General features: G+C 69.4%; 25 protein-coding genes. 14 read left to right on the top strand and 11 right to left on the bottom strand.

Annotation, left to right across the window (positions count from 1 at the left end):
- Positions 1–5: 5 nt before the first annotated feature.
- Positions 6–593 (bottom strand): GNAT family N-acetyltransferase, encoded by a 588-nt coding sequence (locus tag ACHMXA_RS00795; protein WP_395321190.1) that lies wholly within the window; start codon positions 591–593, stop codon positions 6–8.
- Complete coding sequence (locus ACHMXA_RS00790) at positions 590–1,300, bottom strand: cytochrome b/b6 domain-containing protein (RefSeq protein WP_395317694.1); 711 nt, start codon at positions 1,298–1,300, stop codon at positions 590–592. The genes ACHMXA_RS00795 and ACHMXA_RS00790 overlap by 4 nt, the downstream gene beginning before the upstream one ends.
- Before the next feature lie 160 nt (positions 1,301–1,460).
- Between ACHMXA_RS00790 and ACHMXA_RS00785 the strand changes: the two genes are divergently transcribed.
- Positions 1,461–1,907, top strand: coding sequence for a c-type cytochrome (locus tag ACHMXA_RS00785; protein ID WP_395317692.1), 447 nt, complete (start codon positions 1,461–1,463; stop codon positions 1,905–1,907).
- Between the two features lie 155 nt (positions 1,908–2,062).
- Here the strand turns inward: ACHMXA_RS00785 and ACHMXA_RS00780 are convergent, their stop codons facing one another.
- Complete coding sequence (locus ACHMXA_RS00780) at positions 2,063–2,560, bottom strand: TlpA disulfide reductase family protein (protein WP_019657670.1); 498 nt, start codon at positions 2,558–2,560, stop codon at positions 2,063–2,065.
- Positions 2,561–2,659: 99 nt separating this feature from the next.
- Here ACHMXA_RS00780 and ACHMXA_RS00775 point away from each other — a divergent pair, with 99 nt between their 5' ends.
- The 11 genes from ACHMXA_RS00775 (at position 2,660) to ACHMXA_RS00725 (ending at position 11,479) form a co-directional block, all read left to right on the top strand.
- Positions 2,660–3,199 (top strand): hypothetical protein, encoded by a 540-nt coding sequence (locus tag ACHMXA_RS00775; protein WP_395317690.1) that lies wholly within the window; start codon positions 2,660–2,662, stop codon positions 3,197–3,199.
- 187 nt (positions 3,200–3,386) lie between these two features.
- Complete coding sequence (locus tag ACHMXA_RS00770) at positions 3,387–3,842, top strand: PTS sugar transporter subunit IIA (protein ID WP_176669039.1); 456 nt, start codon at positions 3,387–3,389, stop codon at positions 3,840–3,842.
- Positions 3,811–4,080, top strand: coding sequence for an HPr family phosphocarrier protein (locus ACHMXA_RS00765; protein WP_125952634.1), 270 nt, complete (start codon positions 3,811–3,813; stop codon positions 4,078–4,080). The genes ACHMXA_RS00770 and ACHMXA_RS00765 overlap by 32 nt, the downstream gene beginning before the upstream one ends.
- 146 nt (positions 4,081–4,226) lie before the next feature.
- Positions 4,227–6,038, top strand: coding sequence for a phosphoenolpyruvate--protein phosphotransferase (gene ptsP / locus ACHMXA_RS00760; RefSeq protein ID WP_395317687.1), 1,812 nt, complete (start codon positions 4,227–4,229; stop codon positions 6,036–6,038).
- Positions 6,039–6,250: 212 nt separating this feature from the next.
- Positions 6,251–6,625: a DUF4148 domain-containing protein gene (locus ACHMXA_RS00755; RefSeq protein WP_176669041.1), complete on the top strand. Its 375-nt coding sequence runs from the start codon at positions 6,251–6,253 to the stop codon at positions 6,623–6,625.
- 134 nt (positions 6,626–6,759) lie between these two features.
- A complete protein-coding gene (locus tag ACHMXA_RS00750; RefSeq protein ID WP_125952631.1) occupies positions 6,760–7,224 on the top strand; it encodes a Spy/CpxP family protein refolding chaperone in 465 nt (154 codons plus the stop codon).
- Between the two features lie 94 nt (positions 7,225–7,318).
- Positions 7,319–7,720 carry a DUF4260 domain-containing protein gene (locus ACHMXA_RS00745; protein WP_395317684.1) on the top strand — a complete coding sequence of 134 codons (402 nt, stop codon included), beginning with the start codon at positions 7,319–7,321 and terminating at the stop codon, positions 7,718–7,720.
- A complete protein-coding gene (locus ACHMXA_RS00740; protein ID WP_395317682.1) occupies positions 7,717–8,121 on the top strand; it encodes a hypothetical protein in 405 nt (134 codons plus the stop codon). Before ACHMXA_RS00745 ends, ACHMXA_RS00740 begins: the two co-directional genes overlap by 4 nt.
- 50 nt (positions 8,122–8,171) lie before the next feature.
- Positions 8,172–8,867, top strand: a complete 696-nt coding sequence (locus ACHMXA_RS00735) for a response regulator transcription factor (protein WP_395317680.1) — start codon at positions 8,172–8,174, stop codon at positions 8,865–8,867.
- A 29-nt stretch (positions 8,868–8,896) separates the two neighbouring features.
- Positions 8,897–10,279 carry an ATP-binding protein gene (locus ACHMXA_RS00730; protein ID WP_395317678.1) on the top strand — a complete coding sequence of 461 codons (1,383 nt, stop codon included), beginning with the start codon at positions 8,897–8,899 and terminating at the stop codon, positions 10,277–10,279.
- A gap of 156 nt (positions 10,280–10,435) precedes the next feature.
- Entirely contained in the window at positions 10,436–11,479 is a 1,044-nt protein-coding gene (locus ACHMXA_RS00725) for an NADP-dependent oxidoreductase (RefSeq protein WP_395317676.1), read from the top strand.
- Positions 11,480–11,518: 39 nt separating this feature from the next.
- Here the strand turns inward: ACHMXA_RS00725 and ACHMXA_RS00720 are convergent, their stop codons facing one another.
- From ACHMXA_RS00720 to ACHMXA_RS00700, 5 genes are all read right to left on the bottom strand, one after another.
- The gene (locus tag ACHMXA_RS00720; protein WP_395317674.1) at positions 11,519–11,836 is read right to left on the bottom strand and encodes a hypothetical protein; all 318 of its coding nucleotides are present in this window, start codon (positions 11,834–11,836) and stop codon (positions 11,519–11,521) included.
- A 109-nt stretch (positions 11,837–11,945) separates the two neighbouring features.
- Entirely contained in the window at positions 11,946–12,788 is an 843-nt protein-coding gene (locus ACHMXA_RS00715; protein ID WP_395317672.1) for a DMT family transporter, read from the bottom strand.
- Between the two features lie 88 nt (positions 12,789–12,876).
- Positions 12,877–13,572 carry an AraC family transcriptional regulator gene (locus ACHMXA_RS00710; RefSeq protein ID WP_395317670.1) on the bottom strand — a complete coding sequence of 232 codons (696 nt, stop codon included), beginning with the start codon at positions 13,570–13,572 and terminating at the stop codon, positions 12,877–12,879.
- Between the two features lie 52 nt (positions 13,573–13,624).
- Complete coding sequence (locus ACHMXA_RS00705; RefSeq protein WP_395317668.1) at positions 13,625–14,758, bottom strand: SLC13 family permease; 1,134 nt, start codon at positions 14,756–14,758, stop codon at positions 13,625–13,627.
- Complete coding sequence (locus ACHMXA_RS00700) at positions 14,739–16,271, bottom strand: class I adenylate-forming enzyme family protein (protein ID WP_395321188.1); 1,533 nt, start codon at positions 16,269–16,271, stop codon at positions 14,739–14,741. Before ACHMXA_RS00700 ends, ACHMXA_RS00705 begins: the two co-directional genes overlap by 20 nt.
- Before the next feature lie 220 nt (positions 16,272–16,491).
- Between ACHMXA_RS00700 and ACHMXA_RS00695 the strand changes: the two genes are divergently transcribed.
- A complete protein-coding gene (locus ACHMXA_RS00695) occupies positions 16,492–16,734 on the top strand; it encodes a GlsB/YeaQ/YmgE family stress response membrane protein (protein ID WP_395317666.1) in 243 nt (80 codons plus the stop codon).
- A gap of 38 nt (positions 16,735–16,772) precedes the next feature.
- Positions 16,773–17,267 (top strand): hypothetical protein, encoded by a 495-nt coding sequence (locus tag ACHMXA_RS00690; RefSeq protein WP_395317664.1) that lies wholly within the window; start codon positions 16,773–16,775, stop codon positions 17,265–17,267.
- Positions 17,268–17,344: 77 nt separating this feature from the next.
- Here the strand turns inward: ACHMXA_RS00690 and ACHMXA_RS00685 are convergent, their stop codons facing one another.
- From ACHMXA_RS00685 to lipB, 3 genes are all read right to left on the bottom strand, one after another.
- A complete protein-coding gene (locus ACHMXA_RS00685) occupies positions 17,345–18,733 on the bottom strand; it encodes a hypothetical protein (protein WP_395317662.1) in 1,389 nt (462 codons plus the stop codon).
- 69 nt (positions 18,734–18,802) lie between these two features.
- A complete protein-coding gene (gene lipA / locus ACHMXA_RS00680) occupies positions 18,803–19,786 on the bottom strand; it encodes a lipoyl synthase (RefSeq protein WP_395317660.1) in 984 nt (327 codons plus the stop codon).
- A 7-nt stretch (positions 19,787–19,793) separates the two neighbouring features.
- Positions 19,794–20,489 carry a lipoyl(octanoyl) transferase LipB gene (lipB, locus tag ACHMXA_RS00675; RefSeq protein ID WP_395317658.1) on the bottom strand — a complete coding sequence of 232 codons (696 nt, stop codon included), beginning with the start codon at positions 20,487–20,489 and terminating at the stop codon, positions 19,794–19,796.
- Positions 20,490–20,509 lie beyond the last annotated feature (20 nt).

The following is a 20,509-nucleotide window of genomic DNA, read 5'->3' as shown; positions in this document are numbered from 1 at the left end:
GTGGATCAGAGATCCACTTTTAAGTAATGAGCCCCGGCAACGGGGTTGTGATAGTAGGGCGGCACTTCCACGAAGCCCAGGTCTTCGTAGAGTGCCCGCGCCGACTCCATGTCATCCAGGGTGTCGAGCAGCACGCAGCCGTATCCGGCGCTGCGTGCCGCATCGAGGATCGCCTCCGCCAGCTGGCGGCCCAGGCCCAGGCCGCGGAAGCCGGGACGCACGTACAGGCGCTTCATTTCGGCCGCGTTCACGTAGTCCGCGTTGTCCAGCGGGCGCAGCGCACAGCATCCCGCCACGTGGGCGAGCGTGCCGTCGGCGCGCTGCAATGTCGGGGCCTGGCGCCCAGCGTCTTCCCTCACGTTCGCCGGATCGACCAGCGCAAGAAGCAGCATGCCGCGCGGTTCGGCATATTCGCCGGGCAGCTGGGCCAGTTCGCCGTCGAAATCCTGGAAGCCGAGGTCGATGCCCAGTGAGCCGGCGTAGTCGCGGAAGATCGTGCGCACCGCCTCGATCTCGTGCGCTTCCTCGGGCGTGAGCAGCACCACGGCGGGCACCGCCGACAGCGGCAGGGGGCGTGACACCGAGAAGCTCATACGCGCAGCGAGGAAATCCACCAGGCCACGCCTGCGCACAGCGCGAACAGGACCAGCGCCAGCCAGCGCGAAGCGGCATCGTCGCGGCTCGGTGCCACCTGGCCGCTTTCCGAGGAAACCAGCTTGTCGCCCGTCACCATCGGCCGCACCAGGCGGTGCCGCTTGACCAGCACATAGAACAGCACCGCCAGCACGTGCAGGCTCACGAGCGCGATCACGGTCCATTTGCCCTGAGCCTTGTGCCAGCCGGTGGCCAGGCTCACGACTTCGCCCGAGACGAAGCGGGTGAGCGGCCCCGAGGCGGAGATCTCGTCGTCGGCCATCAGCCCGGTGGCGACCTGCACCGCGAGGATGGCCAGTACCGCGAACACCGACAGCGCGCCCAGCGGCGTGTGCCCGATCAGGTGATCCGGATGCGCCCGCCCGCGCAGGTAGGCCGTGAGCGAGCCCGGTCCGTAGATGAAGGCCCCGAAGCGCGACCAGCGCCCGCCGACGAAGCCCCAGAGCACCCGGAACAGCAGCAGCGCAAGCACCGTGTACCCCAGGCGGAAGTGCCATTCCATGGCTGCGTTCAGGCCGGTGCCGATCATGCCGATCACGGCGACGGCCAGCGCCCAGTGGAAAAGGCGCGTCGGCAGGTCCCAGACCCGGGTGCTGGCGCCGGGGCCGGAGGCCGCACGAAAGGCGGCCACGGAGGAGTCGGTCATCGAGGAAGGCGCGGGGGCGCGATGCTGCGGAAGGCGCAGATTAGCAAAGTCCGGGCCCCGGATTGCTTCGGGTTGTCGCTATGCGCCCGACACGGCCCGCCCCTACACTCGCCCGCAGCGCCGCGCACGACGGCGTTTTTCTCCACAACGAGGATCCACGATGAACCGATTTGCTTCCCTGGCCGTTGCAGCTGCCTGCGCAGCCGTGACCTTTCCCGCGGCCGCCCAGTTCGCCAAGCCCGAAGACGCCATCAAGTACCGCCAGAGCGCGCTGTTCGTGATGAGCCAGCACTTCGGACGCCTCGGCGCCATGGCCAACGGCCGCATGCCCTACGACGCCGCCGCTGCCGCGGCCAACGCCGAAGTGGTCGCCGACATGGCCAAGCTCCCCTGGGCAGGCTTTGCAGCCGGCACCGAAGGCGGCAAGGCCAAGCCCGAGATCTGGAAGGAAGACGCCAAGTTCAAGGAGCGCCAGCAGAAGCTGATCGAGGAAACCGGCAAGCTGGCGACCGCCGCCAAGGCCGGCAACATCGACGCGCTCAAGGCCCAGTTCGGCCCGACCGCCGCGAGCTGCAAGGCCTGCCACGACAGCTTCCGCGCGCAGTAAGCCGGATCGCAACAAGACAAAAGGGCGCTCCCAAGAGGCGCCCTTTTGTTCATCCAGGGATACCGCGGAACCGGCTCCGCCGGGCCGCCGGTATCGCCCCCGGAAGGGGGTGGCGAAGCGACACGAAGTGCGCGTAGCCTGGGGGAGAGCCAGTTCTAGGCTTCAGCCAGCAGTTTTTCGATGAGCTTGTGCAGTTCGGCGAAATCCGGCTCGCCCACGTATCTCTTCACGATCTCGCCGCGCTTGTTGACCAGGTAGGTCGTTGGCGTGAGCTTCACGTCGCCCCATGCCTGCGCCACGCTGCCGGTGTTGTCGATCGCCACCTTGAACGGCAGCTTGCGCGTCTGGGCGAAGTTGACGACGTAGCTCGGAGGGTCGTAGCTCATGGCCACGGCCAGGGTGTCGTAGCCCTGCGCCTTGTACTTGTCGTAGGTGGCGATGACCTTGGGCATCTCGCCCACGCAGGTCACGCAGCTGGTGGCCCAGAAATTGACCAGGGTGACCTTGCCCTTCAGGTCTGCCGTGCTCTTCTGAGTGCCGTCGAGCAGCACGAAGGTCGAGGCGGGGGCGGCGGTGGCGCCGGAGCCGAGGTACACGCCCACGCCGGTGGCCAATGCGACGACGACGGCGGCTGCAGCGAGGTATTTCTTCATGGCTTCGTGCAAGAGGAGGGCGGCGCGATTTTAGTTCCGCATGCCGGATCGTGCTGGCGACATCCCGCGAGCCCGGCGCCGCTCGATAATCGCTGCCCCATGCCGCCTGCTGTCGTCCATTGTTCCCGGCTCGTGCTGGCCGCGGCCGCCCTGCTCGCGGCCTGCAGCCCCGCCTTCAACTGGCGCGAGGTGCCGATCGCCGGGGCCGGCCTGATCGCGATGCTGCCCTGCAAGGCCGACCGCGCCACCCGCGCGCTGCCGCTGGGCTCCGAATCGGTGCAGGTCGACATGACGGGCTGCGAGGCCGGCGGCGCGACCTTCGCCATCGCGCATGCCTCCGCCAACAGCCCCGAGCAGGCCGAAGCCTGGCTGCGTGCCTGGCAGGCCGCCACGCGCGGCCAGCTGGGGGATGCGCAGGTGGCGGCATCGCACCCCGGCGTGCAGCGAGCGACCGCTGTGCCCGCTCCGCTGCGGCTCGACGCGCTGCCGCCGCAGGGCGCCGCCACGCAGCTGCAGGTGCTCTGGTTCGCCCAGTCGCAGAAGGACGGCACCGTCGCGCTCTACCAGGCCACGGTGCTCGGACGACCTTCCTCGGCCGAGGCGTCGAAGACATTCTTCGAGGGCCTGAGGCTTCCATGACCGGCGGCATGCCCGCCGCGATGGCACTGCCTGCTATGGTTCTGATAGCTGTCTCGGCTCGCGGCGTGCGTGGCGCGCCCGACCCGCTTCGCGCGGCACTGTCCGTTTTCCGCGGCTGTCGCGTTATGTCGCATATCTACTTCCACTGGACGCCCCCGCATAATCGACGCGTCGTCCTCCGTCCCGCATGAACAGCATCCTCATCATCGCCCACTCACCGTTCGCGCACGCGATGCGGCAGTGCGCGCTGCATGTGTTTCCCGATTGCGAGCAGGCCATCGTCGCGCTCGACGTGCTGCCCAACGTGTCGCCCGAAGAAACGCTGGCCGCCGCTCGCATCACGCTCGCGCAGCAACTGCACGCGCCGCGCTCGCAGGTGCTGGTGCTGGCCGACGTGTTCGGCGCCACGCCCTGCAACGTGGCGCAGAAGCTGGTGGACGGCGTGCGGTCGCGGCTGGTGGCGGGGGTCAACCTCCCGATGCTGCTGCGTGCCGTCACCTACCGGCACGAACCCCTGGAGACGCTGGTGCAGCGCGCCCTCGCGGGCGGCACCGCGGGCGTCATGCAGGTGGCGGCGGCGGCTCCCCAGAACCAGGCGAAAAGAAAGCACAGTGATCAAGAAATCCGTGACCATCAGCAATAAGCTGGGCCTGCACGCACGCGCGTCGGCCAAGCTGACCAAGCTCGCAGGCAGCTTTCCTTGCGAGGTGTGGCTCTCCCGCGGCGACCGCCGCATCAATGCCAAGAGCATCATGGGCGTGATGATGCTGGCCGCCGGCATCGGCACCACCGTCGAGCTGGAAACCAACGGCCCCCAGGAAGAAGAAGCGATGAACGCCATCGTCCACCTGATGGACGACAAGTTCGGCGAAGGCGAATGAAATGGTTCTCCCCCAGGCTTTTTCACTTCGTGTGAACGCCAACCCCCTCGCCGGGGGCGATGCCGGTCGCCCGGCCAAGCCGGTTCGACGGCATCCCGCGAATTCATGCAAGCACCGCACCCAAAGCGGATCGGGGGACTGAGGGCATGACCTTCGCAGTCCACGGCCTCCCCGTTGCCCGTGGCATTGCCATCGGGCGCGCCGTGCTGGTGGTGTCGAGCCGCATCGACGTCGCCCACTACTTCATCAAGCCCGAGGAGATCGAGTCCGAGATCGACCGCGTGCGCAGCGCGCGCAACGCGGTGGCCGACGAGCTGGCGAAGCTGCAGGCCAACGTCGCGCAAATGGGCCCGAACGACGCGCCGCACGAGCTCGCGGCGCTGCTCGAAGTGCACCAGATGCTGCTGCAGGACGAGGCCCTCAGCGGCGGCGTCAAGCACTGGATCAGCGAGCGCCTGTACAACGCCGAATGGGCGCTGACCACGCAGCTGGAGATCATCGCGCGGCAGTTCGACGAGATGGAGGACCCGTACCTGCGCGAGCGCAAGGCCGACCTCGAGCAGGTGGTCGAGCGCCTGCTGCATCGCATGAAGGGCACGGCCGCCGTGCTGGCGCCGAGCCCGCCGCGCCGCAAGCGCGCGGCCGCGCCGGTCGACGACGGCGAAGACAGCGACGACCCCACCGCGGGCGACGGCATCGACGTGCCGCTGGTGCTGATCGCGCACGATCTCTCTCCGGCCGACATGCTGCAGTTCAAGAAGAGCGTGTTCGCCGGCTTCGTCACCGACGTGGGCGGGCGCACCTCGCACACCGCCATCGTGGCGCGCAGCATGGACATTCCGGCGGTGGTCGGCGCGCGCACCGCGAGCCAGCTGGTGCGGCAAGACGACTGGGTCATCATCGACGGCGATGCGGGCGTGGTGATCGTCGACCCGTCGCCGATCATCCTGGCCGAGTACGGCTTCAAGCAGCGCCAGGGCGACCTCGAGCGCGGCCGGCTCGCGCGGCTGCGCCACAAGCCCGCCGTCACGCTCGACGGCCAGCGCGTGGAGCTGCTCGCCAACATCGAGATGCCGGAAGACACCGCGGGCGCGGTCAAGGCCGGCGCCGTGGGCGTGGGCCTGTTCCGCAGCGAGTTCCTCTTCATGGGCCGCGACACGAGCACGCGCCAGACCCGCCTGCCCGACGAGGAAGAGCAATACCAGGCCTACCGGCGCGCGGTGGAGGGCATGCAGGGCATGCCCGTCACCATCCGCACCATCGACGTGGGCGCCGACAAGCCGCTGGACAGCATCTCGGCCAACAAGCAGGAGCACCTGAACCCGGCGCTGGGCCTGCGCGCCATCCGCTGGAGCCTGGCCGATCCGGCGATGTTCCTCACGCAGCTTCGCGCCATCCTGCGCGCTGCGGCGCACGGCGAGATCCACCTGCTCATTCCCATGCTCGCGCACGCGAGCGAGATCCGCCAGACGCTCTCGCTGATCGACTTCGCGCGCGCCGAGCTCGACAACCGCGGCGCGGTGTACGGCAACGTGAAGCTCGGCGCGATGATCGAGATTCCCGCTGCCGCGCTCACGCTGCGCATCTTCCTCAGGCACTTCGACTTCCTGTCGATCGGCACCAACGACCTGATCCAGTACACGCTGGCCATCGACCGCGCCGACGAATCGGTGGCGCATCTGTACGACCCGGCGCACCCGGCCGTGCTGCGACTGGTGGCCGACACCATCGCCGAGTGCCGCCGCCAGGGCAAGGGCGTGGCCGTGTGCGGCGAGATGGCGGGCGACGTGGCCTTCACGCGCCTGCTGCTGGGGCTGGGCCTGCGCAGCTTCTCGATGCATCCCTCACGCATCCTCGCGGTCAAGCAGGAAGTGCTGCGCGCCGACACCGGCAAGCTCGAGGCCTGGGCGCAGAGCGTGCTCGACTCCGACGATCCTGCCGCCGCAATGGCGGGCTGATCAGGCTCTTCATTCGGGAAACACCGCGGAACCGGCTTTGCCGGGCCGCTGGTGTTGCCCCGGTAGGGGGTTGGTGCACCGACACGAAGTGCGCGCAGCCTGGGGGCGGGCTGAAACTTAACGAAACACGCCGAAACTGCGGCGAAAGGACTTGCGCACCCCCCGCAAGCACGATCAGGCCTTCTCTTCAACCACTGCAAGAAAGGCCTGAAATGAACTCCATCTCCTTCACCCAGATCGTCGCCGTCGCGTCCTTCGCCATGCTCGCCGCAGCTGGCGCAAAGGCCGAGAGCTACGAGGGCGTGCAGCCCGCCGTGTCGGCCAAGAGCCGCGCCGAGGTCAACGTCGAAGCCGCGCGCACCGCGTCGGCGCCCGACCAGAACGTGGTGCGCGGCTCGCGCGGCGCCGAGACCATGGCCGTGTCGACCGAGCGCGCGCGCATCGTCGCCGAAGCCGTGCGCGCGGCCGCCGCGCCCGACCAGAACGTGTCGGCCAGCTCGCGCGTGAACAGCCAGGTCATCTCGACCATGCAGAACCCCGTCGACGCGCGTGCCGCCGCGGCCAACGCCAAGAGCAGCCGCCTGTAAGCGGGCCCGCTTGTCGCCACGCCTGCCGCAATAAAACGAAACACGCCGCAACCGCGGCGAGAGGACCTGGCCAGGTGCGATCCGCACCATGGAGCTTCCTCCTCAACACAACATCAGGAACACAAGGAATCACCATGAAACACTGGATCAAACGCACTCTGTTCGGCTTCGCGGGTGCCGCAATGGTCGCAGGCAGCATCGCCGGCTGCAGCAGCTACCGACACGGCTGGGGCGGCGACAGCGCCGAGTTCCGCGCGAAGATGGTCGAGCGCGTGGGCAGCAAGCTCGAACTCGACGCCAACCAGAAGCAGAAGCTCACGGTGCTGGCCGAGAAGCTGCAGGCGCAGCGCGAGGCCATGCGAGGTGCCGGCGGCTCGGGCGATCCGCGCTCGCAGTTCAAGGCGCTGTTCGCGGGCAACAAGCTCGATCAGGCCGGCGCCGCCCGCCTGATCGACGAGAAGACCACGGCCGTGCGCAACGGCAGCCCCGAGATCATCGCGGCAGCCGCCGACTTCTACGACAACCTGAACGCCGCGCAGCAGCAGAAGGTGCGCGACTTCATGGAGCGCGGCGGCCGCCGCTGGAGCCGTCATGGCTAGGGCTGGCTCACCCCCAGGCTTCGCGCACTCCGTGTCGCTTCGCCTCCCCCCTCTCCGGGGGCGACACCAGTGGACCGGCGAAGCCGGTTCCACGGTGTCTCCCGAAGGAGCCGTGACGGTAGCTACGGGCGGCGTGCGCACGCTATTGCGCCTCGAAGGCGCGGTGGTGCTGGGCGTGGCGCTGGCCGCCTACGCCCAGTTCGGCGCGGGCTGGGGCGTGTTCGCGCTCTGGCTGCTCGCGCCCGATCTGTCCCTGCTGGGCTACCTCGCGGGTTCGCGCACGGGCGCGGCGCTCTACAACGCGGCGCATTCGTACGTCGGTCCGGTGCTGCTGCTGGCGCTCGGCGTTCTCGCGGCCATGCCGTGGGCGGTGGCGGGCAGCCTGATCTGGCTGGCCCACATCGGCATGGACCACGCGCTGGGCTACGGGCTCAAGTACGCGAGCGGCTTCGCCGCCACGCACCTGGGCCGCATCGGCAAGGCGGACCCGTGGTGAGCGACAAGTACATGAGCCACGACCCCACCGCCTCGCATGCCGTGCACGCGCCGGCCGCGCGCGCATGGATGCTGACCGAGGCGCTCACGCTGGGCATCGCGTCGATGGTGCACGCCGGTTTGCTCGTGCCCGGCTACGCGCACCCGGCGGCGCGCACCGCGGAGGCGGTGATCGCCACCGTGCTGGTGCTGGCCTCGGTGGAGACCTGGCTGCGCCCGCACCATGCGCGCCGCGCGGCCATCTTCGGCCAGGGCTTCGCGCTGCTGGGCACGCTGGTCGGCCTTGGCACCATCGTCGCTGGCATCGGTCCGCGCACGGTGCCCGACGTGGTCTATCACGCGCTGCTGCTTTCCACTCTCGTGACGGGCCTGACCTGGGCGGTGCGATGCCGGCGGGTCTGATGGTCAGCGAGGTCATTCGCCACTTTCTCGTCCGGAGGCACAATCCCGCCATGCCGCGCATCCTGCTGATCGACGACGACGAGCACCTCGCCGCGCCGCTGACCACCTACTTCGCACGCTTCGGCTGCACGCTCGAGAGCGCCGTGCGCCCGAGCGAGGGGCTGGCCAGGCTGCGCGCGGGCACCTACGACGCGGCCATCCTCGACGTGATGTTGCCCGAGATGGACGGCTTCGCGCTGTGCCGCGAGATCCGCAAGGAAAGCGACATTCCCATCGTGATGCTCACCGCCCGCGGCGAAGTGATGGACCGCGTGGTCGGCCTCGAACTCGGCGCCGACGACTACGTGCCCAAGCCCTTCGAGCCGCGCGAACTGGTGGCGCGCGTGCAGACCATCCTGCGCCGCCAGCGCAGCACGCCGCAGGCCGCTTCCAACGGCACGCAATACCGCGTGTTCGACGGCCTGTCGATCGACCTCGACCGGCGCCAGGTGCTGCGCCACGGCGAGCGCGTGGAGCTCACCGGCACCGAGTTCGAGCTGCTCGCGCTGCTGGCGGCCGAGCCGGGCAAGGTGTTCAGCCGCGACGACATCCTCAACCGCCTGCGCGGCCACGAGGCCGAACTCTACACGCGCGCGGTCGACATCGTGGTGAGCCGGCTGCGCAAGAAGCTCGAGCCGCTGGACTGCATCAAGACGCTGCGCAACGCCGGTTATGCGCTGGCGGTGGCCCGCAGCGAGCCTGCATGAATTTCGGCCGAGGCAGGGAGTCCCGCAGGATGCGGTGGCGCGGCGAGGAGTGCCGCGACGAGATGACGCGCGGCGACTGGCACGCCAAATGGCACGCGCGCTGGAACGAGAAGGTGCAGGGCAAGCGCCGCTGGCGACGTTCGCTGCGCGTGCGGCTGGTGCTGATGTTCGTGCTGCTCGCGCTGGTGATGGCGGCCGTCTTCATGGGCGGCATGAAGAAGTCGTTCTCCACCGGCTGGGCCGAGGCCGCCAAGCCCATGCTGACCGACTACGCCGACCGGCTCGTGGCCGAGATCGGCACCCCGCCCGACGTGGCGCGCGCGCAGGCACTGGTGGCGCGGCTGCCGATCACCATCCGCATCGTCGGCCCCAAGGTCAACTGGGATTCCAACCCCGGCGGCGCGAGCAGCCCCGGCGGCTGGATGCATGACCGCGAAGACGTCTTCGGCGGCGACAAATGGTTCATCCGCCCCACGGCCGACGGGCATCGGGTGATCTTCGGCTGGTCGCCCAAGCTCTGGCAGTTGGCGCCGCGCGTCATCGGCTGGGCCACGCTGGGCCTGCTGCTGTCCTGCGTGCTGCTGGGCTATGCCTACGTGAGCCGGTTGCTGCGGCCGCTGATCGACATCCGCGAAGGCGCGCAGCGCTTCGGACGCGGCGAGTTCACGCAGCCCATTCCGGTGCGCCGCAACGACGACCTGGGCGACCTCGCCGAGCGCATCAACACCATGGCCGAGGACATCCAGGCCATGCTCGACGCCAAGCGCGGGCTGCTGCTGGCGCTGAGCCATGAGCTGCGCTCGCCGCTCACGCGCGCCCGCCTCAATGCCGAGCTGCTGCCGGCCACGCCCGAGGGGCAGGCCGAGCGCGACGCGCTGCTGCGCGACCTCAACGAGATGCGCGACCTCATCAGCGACCTGCTGGAGAGCGAGCGCCTCGCCAGCCCGCACGTGGCGCTGCAGCGCGAGCCCGTCGACCTGGCGGCGCTGATCCGCGAGATCGTGGCCGAGATGCCCGGCGCCGGGCACGTGCACCTCGACCTGGCCGAGGGCCTGCCGCCGCACGCGGTGGACCGCATGCGCATCCGCCTGCTGGTGCGCAACCTGCTGGACAACGCGCTGCGCTACAGCGCCGACGCGCCCCGGCCGCCGTGCGTTTCGCTGCGCGCCGCGCTCGACGGCAGCAGCCAGGGCGCCGAGATCGAGGTGCGCGACCACGGCCCCGGCGTGGACGAGGAGCAGCTCGAACGCCTGACCGAACCCTTCTACCGCACCGACGGCGCCCGGGCGCGCGCCACCGGCGGCGTGGGCCTGGGCATGTACCTGTGCCGGCTGATCGCCGAGGCGCACGGCGGCAAGCTCACGTTGCGCAATGCGCACCCGGGGCTGCAGATCGTCGTCAGGCTGACCTGAGGAGCCGGCGGCTCCGCCGCCGCCTTGCCTGTCACCTGCGCTACCAGCCCGGCCCGGGCCCGCGACTACGATGCAAGCGCCCCGAGCGAGCGTCCGAGCGTCCGAACGCCCGAGCGCCCGCCAAGCCCCTCATCCAAGGTCAAGGAGACAGACACCATGAGCACCCCACTCACCAACCACCAGGTCCGCCTCGCCAAGCGCCCCGAGGGCACGGCTACCCGCGAGAACTGGAAGTTCACCACCGAGCCCGTCGGCGAGCCGGCCGAGGGCGGCGTGCTCGTCAAGACGCTGTCGCTGTCGCTCGACCCCGCCATGCGGGGCTGGCTCAACGACGCCAAGAGCTACATCCCGCCCGTGGGCATCGACGAAGTGATGCGCGCCGGCGGCGTCGGCCGCGTCATCGCCTCGAAGAACCCGCAGTTCGCCGTAGGCGACACCGTCTACGGCACGCTGGGCGTACAGGAATACATCCTCATCCCCGAAGACCAGGTCAAGCGCAACGGGCTGGTGAAGATCGACCTGAGCGTGGGCACCATCACCCAGTGGCTCAACGTGCTGGGCATGCCCGGCATGACCGGCTACTTCGGCCTGATGGACGTGGGCATGCCCAAGCCGGGCGAGACGGTGGTGGTTTCGGGCGCGGCCGGCGCGGTCGGCCAGACCGTGGGCCAGCTGGCAAAGATCAAGGGCTGCCGCGTGGTCGGCATCGCCGGCGGCCAGGCCAAGTGCGACTGGGTGGTGAAGGAGCTGGGCTTCGACGCCTGCATCGACTACAAGGCCGGCGCCGCCGCGGTGCGCGAGGGCCTGAAGACGCACTGCCCGAAGGGCGTGGACATCTATTTCGACAACGTCGGCGGCGAGATCCTCGACATGGTGCTGGCGCGGCTCGCGCGCAAGGCCCGCATCATCATCTGCGGCGCGATCAGCCAGTACAACAACGCCAACAGCATGCCCTCGGCGGGCCCGAGGAACTACCTGAGCCTGCTGGTGAACCGCGCCCGCATGGAAGGCATCGTGGTGTTCGACTATGCCGACCGGTACCACATCGCCATCGCCGAGATGGCCGGTTACCTGAAAGATGGGCGCATGAAGAGCAAGGAAGACGTGGTGAAGGGGCTCGATACCTTCCCCGAGTCGCTGAACAAGCTCTTCGCGGGCGAGAACTTCGGCAAGCTGGTGCTGCAGGTCGCCGAGGACTAGTCGAGTCGCAGGCCGGGTCGCCGGAGGCGGCGCTCCGGCTCAGCCCAGGTCGGGCCGCATCGGGATGTCGCCCAGCGCGTCGTCCTCGCGCAGGCCGCGGGCGGCCTTCAGCAATTCGATCGACAGGCCGTCGCCGTGGCCGGCGAAGCCCCGGGCGATGCCCTCGAGCACCGTCGACAGGCCGGCTTCGCCGTCGTTGCGCGCATCCATGCTGATGTTGAGCACCCGGGCCGCCATCTGGCGGTAGGTGACGGCGCCCGCGCCCTCCAGCGCGGCCACCAGGTCGAGGTACAGCGCCAGGTTCAGGTCGAACACCAGCTTTGGCGTGATCTCGAAATCCCTGTTCTTGTCGTCCATGTGGGTTGGCTCCTTTTTTTACCGAGCCTCCACTCTAGCCAGAAAAGATGAAGGCGCCCCGTCGGATACAGCCTGATTCAGCACGCATGCATCACCGCGATCGTCACGATCAACGTGCGCGCGTGCCCATGATCGCCGCCGAGATGATCAGCCAGGCTGCCAGCACGATGGTCCAGGTCAGCGGCCGGCCGGTCACGAACATCAGCAGCGCCGTCGAGCCCAGCGGCGTGATGTAGCTCAGGATGCCGATCTGCCGCGCGTCGCCGCGCTTGAGCGCCATGTCCCACACGAAGAAGGCCGCGCCCAGCGGGCCGAGGCCGCAAAGCACCAGCAGCAGCCAGTCGCGGCCCGATAGCGGCACCGACGGTTCCAGCACCGCGTGACAGGCCAGCGAGAGCGCGCCCGAGACCAGCCCGAACAGGCCGATCGCCGAGGTCGGGAAGGCCGGCACGCGCTTCGTCCAGAGCGAATAGCTCGCCCACACGAAGGCCGAGGCCAGCGCCGGCACGAAGCCCCAGTGCCCCGCGGCGGAAGCGCCCCCGCCCCCGCCTGCGCCCAGGATCGCCGCTGCCGCGCCGCCAAAACCCAGCAGCCCCGCCACCAGGTGCAGCGGCCGCAGCGACACGCCCGGCAGCAGCACCGGCGCCAGTACCACCATCAGCAGCGGCCAGAGGTAGTTGACCAGGTTGGCCTCCACCGGCGGCGCGTAGCGCAGCGCGATGAACAGCAGGAAGTGATAGCCGAAGAGTCCGTAGATGCCCAGCGCCAGCGTGCGCGGCGGCACCTTCCAGGCAGAGCGGTCGCGCAGCACCAGCGGCCAGCTCGGCACGCTGCCGATGATGAGCGCCAGCCCGGTGAGCAGGAAGGGCGGCAGGTGGGACAGGGAGGTGCCCAGCGAGGCGAGCGTGGTCCACAGGGCGATGGCGATCATTGCGTAGGCGGTCGATGGCATGGACGGCGAGGCTACGCGATGCGGTCGTCGCGCAATGACGGTCCGTCGTCGCGAAACGACGGTTCGGGTGTTGCAGGCAGGGAGAAAGTCAGCGCCGAAGGGCCGCCGTCAGCGCCGATGGCGACCGATACCCCGTGCGCCGCGCCGTCTCCGCCACGCTCATGCCGCCCAGCCGCAGCTCGCGCGCATGCGCCAGCCGCAGCGAGCGCAGCCACTGCATCGCGCCCATGCCCTGCTCGTCGCGGCAGCGCTGGGCGAACTGGCTGGGGCTCAGGCAGGCGACCTCCGCCAGGTCGGCCACGGCCAGCGGCTGGTGCCAGCGGACGCGGGCCCAGTCGGCGAGCAGGGGCCAGTCGATGCGGCGGCGGCGCGATTCGGCGGAGGACGCCGGCGACGGGCTCCAGGCCTCCAGCAGCAGCGCGGGGCCGTGCTGCAGCGCCAGTGCCGAGGCCTGCGGCTGCTTCATGCATTGCGCCAGGTAGCGCGCCAGCGCGTGCAATTGCGGCGAGCCGGGCGGTGCGCGCTCGGCGCATCGGGCCCATGCGGGCTGCGTGGTGTCGAGCACCAGACACACGGCGCCGTGCCTGCGGGCGCTGAAGTCGTGCCGGTCGCCCGGCGCCACCACTTGCGCCTCGCCGGCTGCGATGCCGGCGCCTCGGCCTTCCACCTCGATTTCGAGCACGCCGTCCAGGCCGATCAGCACCTGGAAATGGTCGTGCGCGTGGCTGCCGTGCGAGTGGCCGTAGTCGCGCAGGGCCAGGGTGTGCGTGGCGGGCGTGTGCATTGAAGGGGCAGTGCAGAAGAATCGGCGATTTTCCGCCTGCCCTCTGCCGCTGTCACCCCAGCCGCAGCAGCACCGCCGAGGCTGCACAGACGATCAGGAACGGAATGCTGATGCGATGGAACTCGCTCAGCCCGTTCGGCAGCTTTGCCAGCCGCAGCGCGATCAGGTTGGCCAGCGAGCCCAGCACGCAGCCGAAGCCGCCCACGCTCACCCCGGCCGCCAGCGCGGGCAGGTCGCGCACGTGGCCGTCCAGCAGGATCGCCGCAGGCACGTTGCTGATGAACTGCGAGGTGACGATGGCCGCGAGGTACGCGCGCCAGCCCTCGGTGATCGGCCAGTGGCCCAGCAGCGCGACCACGGCAGGCAGCTCCGCCAACTGCCGCAGGTCCACGAACATCAGCGCGATGATCGCCAGCAGCGCCCAGTCGATGCCGCGCAGCACGCGCGGATAGCTCACCAGGAACACGCCGAACACCACGCCCAGGCCCGCGAGAAGCCAGTGCCGGTCCAGCGCGATCACGAAGCCCACGAACAGCAGCCCCGACAGCGCCAGCATGCGCGGCTGCACAGGCGCCGCCTCGGCCTGCGGCTTGAGCTCGATCGGTGTGCGCGGCACCAGCAGCCACACGGCCACGAACACCCAGAACAGCATCACCGCCACCGTCGGGCCCATCATCCCCATGAAGGCGACGAAGCCTTCGCCCGAGCGGTGCCACACATAGAGGTTCTGCGGATTGCCGATGGGCGTGAGCGCGGAGCCCGCGTTCACCGCGAGCGCCTGCAGCACCACCAGCCGTGCGAGCGGAAGGTGCGCCTGGGTGGCGAGCACGCGTGTCAGCGGCACCAGCAGGAACAGGCTCACGTCGTTGGTGACCAGGGCGGAGAGGAAAGCCGCGCTGGCCGTCAGCAGCATCGCCAGGCTGCGCTGGTTGTGCGTGCGCGCGAGCAGGCGCTGCGCGGTGGCCTGCAGCATGCCGCTGCGTTCCACGCCCTGGGTGATGGCCAGCAGGCCGGCGAGCGCGCCGACGGTCTGCCAGTCGACCAGGCGCAGCCAGTCCATGGGCGCGCGCGGGTGCAGGAAGGCGAACAGCACCGCCACGGCGACCAGCACCCACAGCAGGCCGTTGCCGCCGCCGCCGTGGTCGGGCGCTGCCCCCGCGCCGGTGTCAGCGGACGGCGAGTTCACGAAGCTCGCGCTTGAGCACCTTGCCGATCGCGCTGCGTGGCAGCTCGTCGATGAAGGCGAGGCGCGCCAGGCGCTGTGTCTTGCCGACCTGGGCATTGGCCCACTGCAGCAGTTCTTCTTCGCTCGTGGCGTCACCCTCGCGGCGCACCACGAAGGCGGCAGGCGTCTCGCCCCACTGCTCCGAAGGCACGCCCACCACCGCCACGTCGGCCACCGCCGCATGGCCGCGCAGCACGGCCTCGAGGTCGCTCGGGTAGATGTTGAAGCCGCCGCTGATGATCATGTCCTTCTTGCGGTCGAACAGCGTGAGGAAGCCGTCGGCGTCGAAGCGGCCCACGTCGCCGGTGCGGATGAAGCGCTTGCCGGTGGCATCGAACCACTCGGCCTCGCGCGTCTTCGCGGGCTGGCGGTGGTAGCCGGTCATCATGCCGGCCGAATGGCCCACCACCTCGCCGGCCACCTCGGTGTCGCCGCGCGGCAGATCGTTGCCGTCCTCGTCGATCAGACGGATGTCGCTGCCCTCGGCGGGCCGGCCCACGGTGTGCAGCTTGGTGGGGTTCAGGTGCGCCTCCAGGATGCAGGTGCCGCCGCCCTCGGTCATGCCGTAGAACTCGACCAGCCCGCCGGGCCAGCGCTTGAGCACGTCGGCCTTCAACGCGGCGCCGAAGGGTGCGCTGGTGCTGAACTTGTGCCTGTACGAGGACAGGTCGTGCTCGTCGAAGCGCGGGTGCGCCATTAGCCGCTGGTACTGCACCGGCACGAGCATGGTGTGCGTCACGCGGCGCTGCTGTGCTAGTTGCAGGTAGCCCAGCGCGTCGAACTTGGGCATCAGCACCACGCAGCCGCCGAAGGCCAGCGTGGGGAAGAACACCACCAGCGTGGTGTTGGAGTACAGCGGCGTCGACAGCAGCGTGACCGAGTCGGGCCCGTACTCGTACTTCGCGCCGCGCTGCACGTGGGCCCAGCGCATGCCGTGGCCCTGCACGATGCCCTTGGGCTCGCCCGTGGTGCCCGACGAATAGATGATGTTGAAGGCCCAGCCCGGTTGCACGTCCACAGGCTCGGGCCGCGCACCGGCAGGCGCCAGCCATTCGTCGATGCCGCGGCCGACCTGCGAGCCGTCGAGCGCCACGCGCGCGATGCCGCCTTCCTTCGCGGGGCCGATCACTTCGGCCGCCGACGCGTCGCTGAACAGGATGCGCGCCTCGGCGTCCTCGATCATGCGCGCCAGGCTCGCGGGTGCGGAGCCGGGCGCCAGCGGTGCCACCGCGACGCCCGCGCGCAGCGCGCCCAGGAACACGGCCGCGTAGTTCACCGACGACGAGGCGCAGATGGCGATCGCGTCGCCGGCCTTGAGCCCGTCGCGCTGCAGGCTGGCCGCGACGCGGTCCATCAGCGCGTCGAGGGAGCGGTAGTCCAGCGTGCGGTTCGCGTCCGACAGCGCGGCGTGGTCGGGCGTGTGTTGCGCGTGGAGGCGGACCAGGTCGGCGATGGCGCCGAAACTGCGCTCCATGGCGGCTTGGACGGCAGGGTGCGTTTGCAAAGTCATCTCTTCCTTCTTCTTGGCCAGCCGGCAGGATAGCGAAATGCTCCCGCTTCCAGCCAGCGCCTTGGCGACCGCGCGGCTGCAGGACGGCGCGCCGTCAGTTGGCGCTCAGGAACGCGGGAACACGATCCCCGGGCGCTGTCCGCCAAGCAGCAGCGGCGCTTGCCGTCACCAACAGGGAGCTACCGTGCACATCATCTGGACGATTCTGATCGGCTTCATCGCCGGGCTCCTGGCCCGCGCCGTGCTGCCAGGCAACAACTCGATGGGGTTCATCCTCACGGCGGTGCTCGGCATCGCGGGCTCGCTGGTCGCCACCTATGCGGGGCAGGCCATGGGCTGGTATGCGGCGGGCGCGGGAGCCGGCTTCATCGCCTCGGTGGTCGGCGCAGCCGTGTTGCTCGGGGTCTGGCACCTCGTGAGCCGCTGAGGCAGTCCGTTCCCCGTTCCCGTTACAAGGAGTCATCCATGGGTCTACTCGACATCCTCCAACAGGCCATCGGCAATAACAACAACGCCGAGGCCCACATCGACCAGGTCGCGCAGCACGCCTCGCCCGGCGAACTGGGCGCGGGGCTCGCCGCGGCGATGCGCTCGGACCAGACGCCGCCCTTCGGCGACACGGTGGGCCAGCTGTTCGGCCAGTCGTCGCCGGCACAGCAGGCGGGCGTGCTCAACCAGATCCTGGCCACGCTGGGCCCCGCGGCCGCCTCGGCGCTGGCCGGCGGCGTGCTCGGGCGCATGCTGCAGCCGGGCCAGACGCAGGTCACGCCCGACCAGGCCTCGCAGCTCTCGCCCGCGCAGGTGACCGAGATCGCCACGCATGCCGAGCAGCAGCACGCGGGTGTGATCGATGAGGTGAGCCAGTTCTATGCGCAGCACTCGGGCCTGATCAAGACGCTGGGCGGCGCGGCCATCGCCATCGCGCTGGCGAAGATGAAGGAGAACGCGACGCGCGGTTGAGCCGTGTCGCTGGAGCGCCTCACCGGCTTCGCGCACTCGATTCCGCGGTGTCCCGAGAAGAGGCCGCGCCGGACTTGCTAGCCGCCGGCGTCCAGCGCGAGGCTGCGCAGGTTCCAGGCGTGCATCGAGGCCGCGCGCAGCGGCGTGTGCTGCGTGGGAAAGTGCACGAAGTGGCTGTCGCCGGTGGCGTAGATCACCGGGGCGTCGAGCGACAGGGCATCGACCACCTGTGTCTGCGTGATGAGGCCGCGCGCCCTGAACGCGTTCGCGAAGTAGGTCTGGTCGCCGCCGTTGGCGTGGATCGAGGAGCGGTCGGGCGCATTCTCGATCTGCCGGCAGACGTCCTCGACCAGCGCATGCATCGCGGGCGTGTTGCGCACGCCGACCACGCTGGAATTCATGTTCCACGCCGTATGGTCGTTGCCGACCAGGGCTTCCCGTCCGTCGACCAGCGGTTCCATGCGCAGCGACTGGTTCATCGCGATGATGTCCGCGTCGACCCACAGCAGGAACTCGTGCTCCGCGAGGTGGTGCCGCATCACGTGCGGCTTGGCCCACGAGCCCGTCAGCCCGTTCGCGAACTCCGGCACCTTGCGGTAGAGGTGGTAGCCGTAGCCATGGCGCAGGCAGTAGCGCGCGAAGCTCTCCTCGTGGATGCGGCCGTAGCTCGCGATGTGGTGCGTGTAGATGCTCACGAAGGCGATGCGCGCGCCGGGGTTCAGGTGCAGCTCGTCGCCGTCTGGCAGCGCGGCTTCGGCGAGCGCAACGCTGGGCGGCTGCTCGCCCGCGGCCAGCGCCGCGGCCTCGTCGACCAGGTTCTGCACGCCGCGGAAGTCGTAGTCCAGCGTCGGCGTCCACCGGTTGGCGGGGCCCGCGCGGTGCCAGGTGGGCGCGTCGCTGGCCACCAGCGGCCGCACGCCGCGGATGGAGTCGTGATAGCCGCCACCGGGCCAGCTGGCCTGCACGTTGGGGTAGATGCCGCTGGGCAGCGCCAGTCCGCAGGGGCGTGGCGGAAAGACATGCGCGACCAGCGAGTTCTCAGGCTGCTCGTCGTCTTCCAGGATGCGCACCGCCCAGTGGGAGACATGGTCGACCAACTGGCGAAGCTTCTCGCGCACCTCGGCCGTATTGCGCAGCAGGAGCATGCTGGTGTTGCACAGCGCGTCGTCGTCGGGCTGCGCGCTGACCAGCGCGTCGATGCCCTCGAAAGTCTCTTCCAGCGCACGGGGCTCGTACACGACCGCGAACTGGTCGAGCACCAGCAGCAGGCCGCCTTCGGCGATCCGCGGCAGGTGGTGGTAGATCGCGTGGTAGCGGAAGTAGACCGGCTGGCGCGGGCCCCACACGTGGGTGCTGTCGACGACGTGGTGCGCGTAGCCGTGCCGGCGCGCATAGGCCGCGTGGTTTTCGACCAGGCCGGGGACGGGGCGGGTCGAGAGGGTGGTCAGGACGGTGGCTGGCGGCATCTGCTCTCCCCTGAATCGAAAAAAGGCCCTCGATGGGGCCTTTCTTTCTTCGTCTTCGACGCGGTCCGGTCAAACGCCGGCGGCGTGCGCCTGCTGATCCGCGTGATAGCTAGACCGCACCATCGCACCCACCGCCGCGTGGCTGAAGCCCATCTTGTAGGCCTCTTCCTCGAACATCTTGAAGGTGTCGGGGTGCACATAGCGGCGCACCGGCAGGTGCGAGCCCGACGGCGACAGGTACTGGCCGATGGTCAGCATGTCGATGTCGTGGGCGCGCATGTCGCGCATCACCTGCAGGATTTCATCGTCGGTCTCGCCCAGGCCGACCATGATGCCGCTCTTGGTCGGCACGCTGGGGTGCAGCGCCTTGAACTTCTTGAGCAGGTTCAGGCTGAACTGGTAGTCGCTGCCGGGGCGCGCTTCCTTGTAGAGGCGTGGCGCGGTTTCCAGGTTGTGGTTCATCACGTCCGGCGGCGCGGCCTTGAGGATCTCGAGGGCGCGGTCGTCGCGGCCGCGGAAGTCGGGCACGAGGATCTCGATCTGCGTGGTGGGCGAGAGCTCGCGGATGTTCCTGATGCAGTCGACGAAGTGCTGGCTGCCGCCGTCGCGCAGGTCGTCGCGGTCGACGCTGGTGATCACCACGTACTTCAGGCGCAGCCTGGCGATGGTCTTTGCGAGGTTGAGCGGCTCGTCCTTGTCGAGCGGATCGGGGCGGCCGTGGCCCACGTCGCAGAACGGGCAGCGGCGCGTGCACTTGTCGCCCATGATCATGAAGGTGGCCGTGCCCTTGCCGAAGCATTCGCCGATGTTGGGGCAGGAGGCTTCTTCGCAGACGGTGTGCAGGTTGCTTTCGCGCAGGATCTGCTTGATCTCGTAGAAGCGGGTGGTGGGGCTGCCGGCCTTGACACGGATCCAGTCGGGCTTCTTGAGCACTTCGCCGCTTTGCACCACCTTGACGGGAATGCGTGACAGCTTGGCTGCCGCCTTCTGCTTGGCCAGGGGGTTGTAGGTTTCGGCGCTTTGTGCGTCGCGGACGACTTCTGTGGTGCTCATTGGTGTGTCAAGGCGCCAGGAAGGTGCAGAGCTTCTGGCCCAGCACCGCGGCGGCTTCTTCCCATGTGGTTTGGATGCCGATTGTAGAAAGATCGACCGTCTGCAGCCCCGCGTAGCCGCAAGGGTTGATGCGCGAGAAGGGTTCGAGGTCCATACGCACGTTGAGCGCCACGCCGTGATAGGTGGCGTGGCGGCTCACCTTGATGCCCAGCGCCGCGATCTTGCCGAGCCCGCGGAACGGGTCGGCCGCGGGCATCGGGCCGGTCAGCGCCGCGTGCGAGAACGGGTCGTCCAGCCGCACGTAGATGCCTGGGGCGCCTGCCACGCGGTGGCCCGTGACGCCGAAGTGCGCCAGCGTGCGCAGCACCGATTCCTCGATGCGGTAGACGTATTCCTTGACGAAGTAGCCCGCGCGGCGCAGGTCGATCAGCGGATAGGCCACCACCTGGCCGGGGCCGTGGAAGGTGACCTGCCCGCCGCGGTCGGTCTGCACGACGGGTATCGCGCCAGGGTTGAGGATGTGGTCCTGCCGGCCCGCGATGCCTTGCGTGAACACCGGCGTGTGCTCGCAAATCCATAGCGCATCGGGCGTCTCGGGGGTGCGCTCGAGCGTGAACTGCTTCATCGCCGCGAAGGTGTCGGCGTAGTCGACACGGCCCAGCGGGCGCAGCTCGATAGCGGGGGCGGCGATGGTGTCGGTCATCGCATGGCCTGCCGCGCCGC

This window comes from Variovorax sp. UC74_104 (assembly GCF_044055375.1).
Classification (GTDB): Bacteria; Pseudomonadota; Gammaproteobacteria; order Burkholderiales; family Burkholderiaceae_C; genus Variovorax.
Note: the sequence above shows the minus strand (reverse complement) of the source record. Positions and strands in the feature narration are given on the sequence as shown.

Excerpts from the sequence above, each read along its gene's own strand:
- ACHMXA_RS00710 (WP_395317670.1), bottom strand. The coding sequence starts at position 13,572 with ATGCACACGCCCGCCACGCACACCCTGGCCCTGCGCGACTACGGCCAC.
- ptsP (WP_395317687.1), top strand. The coding sequence starts at position 4,227 with ATGACCTTCGCAGTCCACGGCCTCCCCGTTGCCCGTGGCATTGCCATC.
- ACHMXA_RS00785 (WP_395317692.1), top strand. The coding sequence starts at position 1,461 with ATGAACCGATTTGCTTCCCTGGCCGTTGCAGCTGCCTGCGCAGCCGTG.
- ACHMXA_RS00685 (WP_395317662.1), bottom strand. The coding sequence starts at position 18,733 with ATGCCGCCAGCCACCGTCCTGACCACCCTCTCGACCCGCCCCGTCCCC.
- ACHMXA_RS00725 (WP_395317676.1), top strand. The coding sequence starts at position 10,436 with ATGAGCACCCCACTCACCAACCACCAGGTCCGCCTCGCCAAGCGCCCC.
- ACHMXA_RS00750 (WP_125952631.1), top strand. The coding sequence starts at position 6,760 with ATGAAACACTGGATCAAACGCACTCTGTTCGGCTTCGCGGGTGCCGCA.
- ACHMXA_RS00790 (WP_395317694.1), bottom strand. The coding sequence starts at position 1,300 with ATGACCGACTCCTCCGTGGCCGCCTTTCGTGCGGCCTCCGGCCCCGGC.
- ACHMXA_RS00715 (WP_395317672.1), bottom strand. The coding sequence starts at position 12,788 with ATGCCATCGACCGCCTACGCAATGATCGCCATCGCCCTGTGGACCACG.
- ACHMXA_RS00700 (WP_395321188.1), bottom strand. The coding sequence starts at position 16,271 with ATGGAGCGCAGTTTCGGCGCCATCGCCGACCTGGTCCGCCTCCACGCG.
- lipB (WP_395317658.1), bottom strand. The coding sequence starts at position 20,489 with ATGACCGACACCATCGCCGCCCCCGCTATCGAGCTGCGCCCGCTGGGC.
- lipA (WP_395317660.1), bottom strand. The coding sequence starts at position 19,786 with ATGAGCACCACAGAAGTCGTCCGCGACGCACAAAGCGCCGAAACCTAC.
- ACHMXA_RS00730 (WP_395317678.1), top strand. The coding sequence starts at position 8,897 with ATGCGGTGGCGCGGCGAGGAGTGCCGCGACGAGATGACGCGCGGCGAC.
- ACHMXA_RS00795 (WP_395321190.1), bottom strand. The coding sequence starts at position 593 with ATGAGCTTCTCGGTGTCACGCCCCCTGCCGCTGTCGGCGGTGCCCGCC.
- ACHMXA_RS00755 (WP_176669041.1), top strand. The coding sequence starts at position 6,251 with ATGAACTCCATCTCCTTCACCCAGATCGTCGCCGTCGCGTCCTTCGCC.
- ACHMXA_RS00780 (WP_019657670.1), bottom strand. The coding sequence starts at position 2,560 with ATGAAGAAATACCTCGCTGCAGCCGCCGTCGTCGTCGCATTGGCCACC.
- ACHMXA_RS00770 (WP_176669039.1), top strand. The coding sequence starts at position 3,387 with ATGAACAGCATCCTCATCATCGCCCACTCACCGTTCGCGCACGCGATG.
- ACHMXA_RS00735 (WP_395317680.1), top strand. The coding sequence starts at position 8,172 with ATGCCGCGCATCCTGCTGATCGACGACGACGAGCACCTCGCCGCGCCG.
- ACHMXA_RS00775 (WP_395317690.1), top strand. The coding sequence starts at position 2,660 with ATGCCGCCTGCTGTCGTCCATTGTTCCCGGCTCGTGCTGGCCGCGGCC.
- ACHMXA_RS00720 (WP_395317674.1), bottom strand. The coding sequence starts at position 11,836 with ATGGACGACAAGAACAGGGATTTCGAGATCACGCCAAAGCTGGTGTTC.
- ACHMXA_RS00690 (WP_395317664.1), top strand. The coding sequence starts at position 16,773 with ATGGGTCTACTCGACATCCTCCAACAGGCCATCGGCAATAACAACAAC.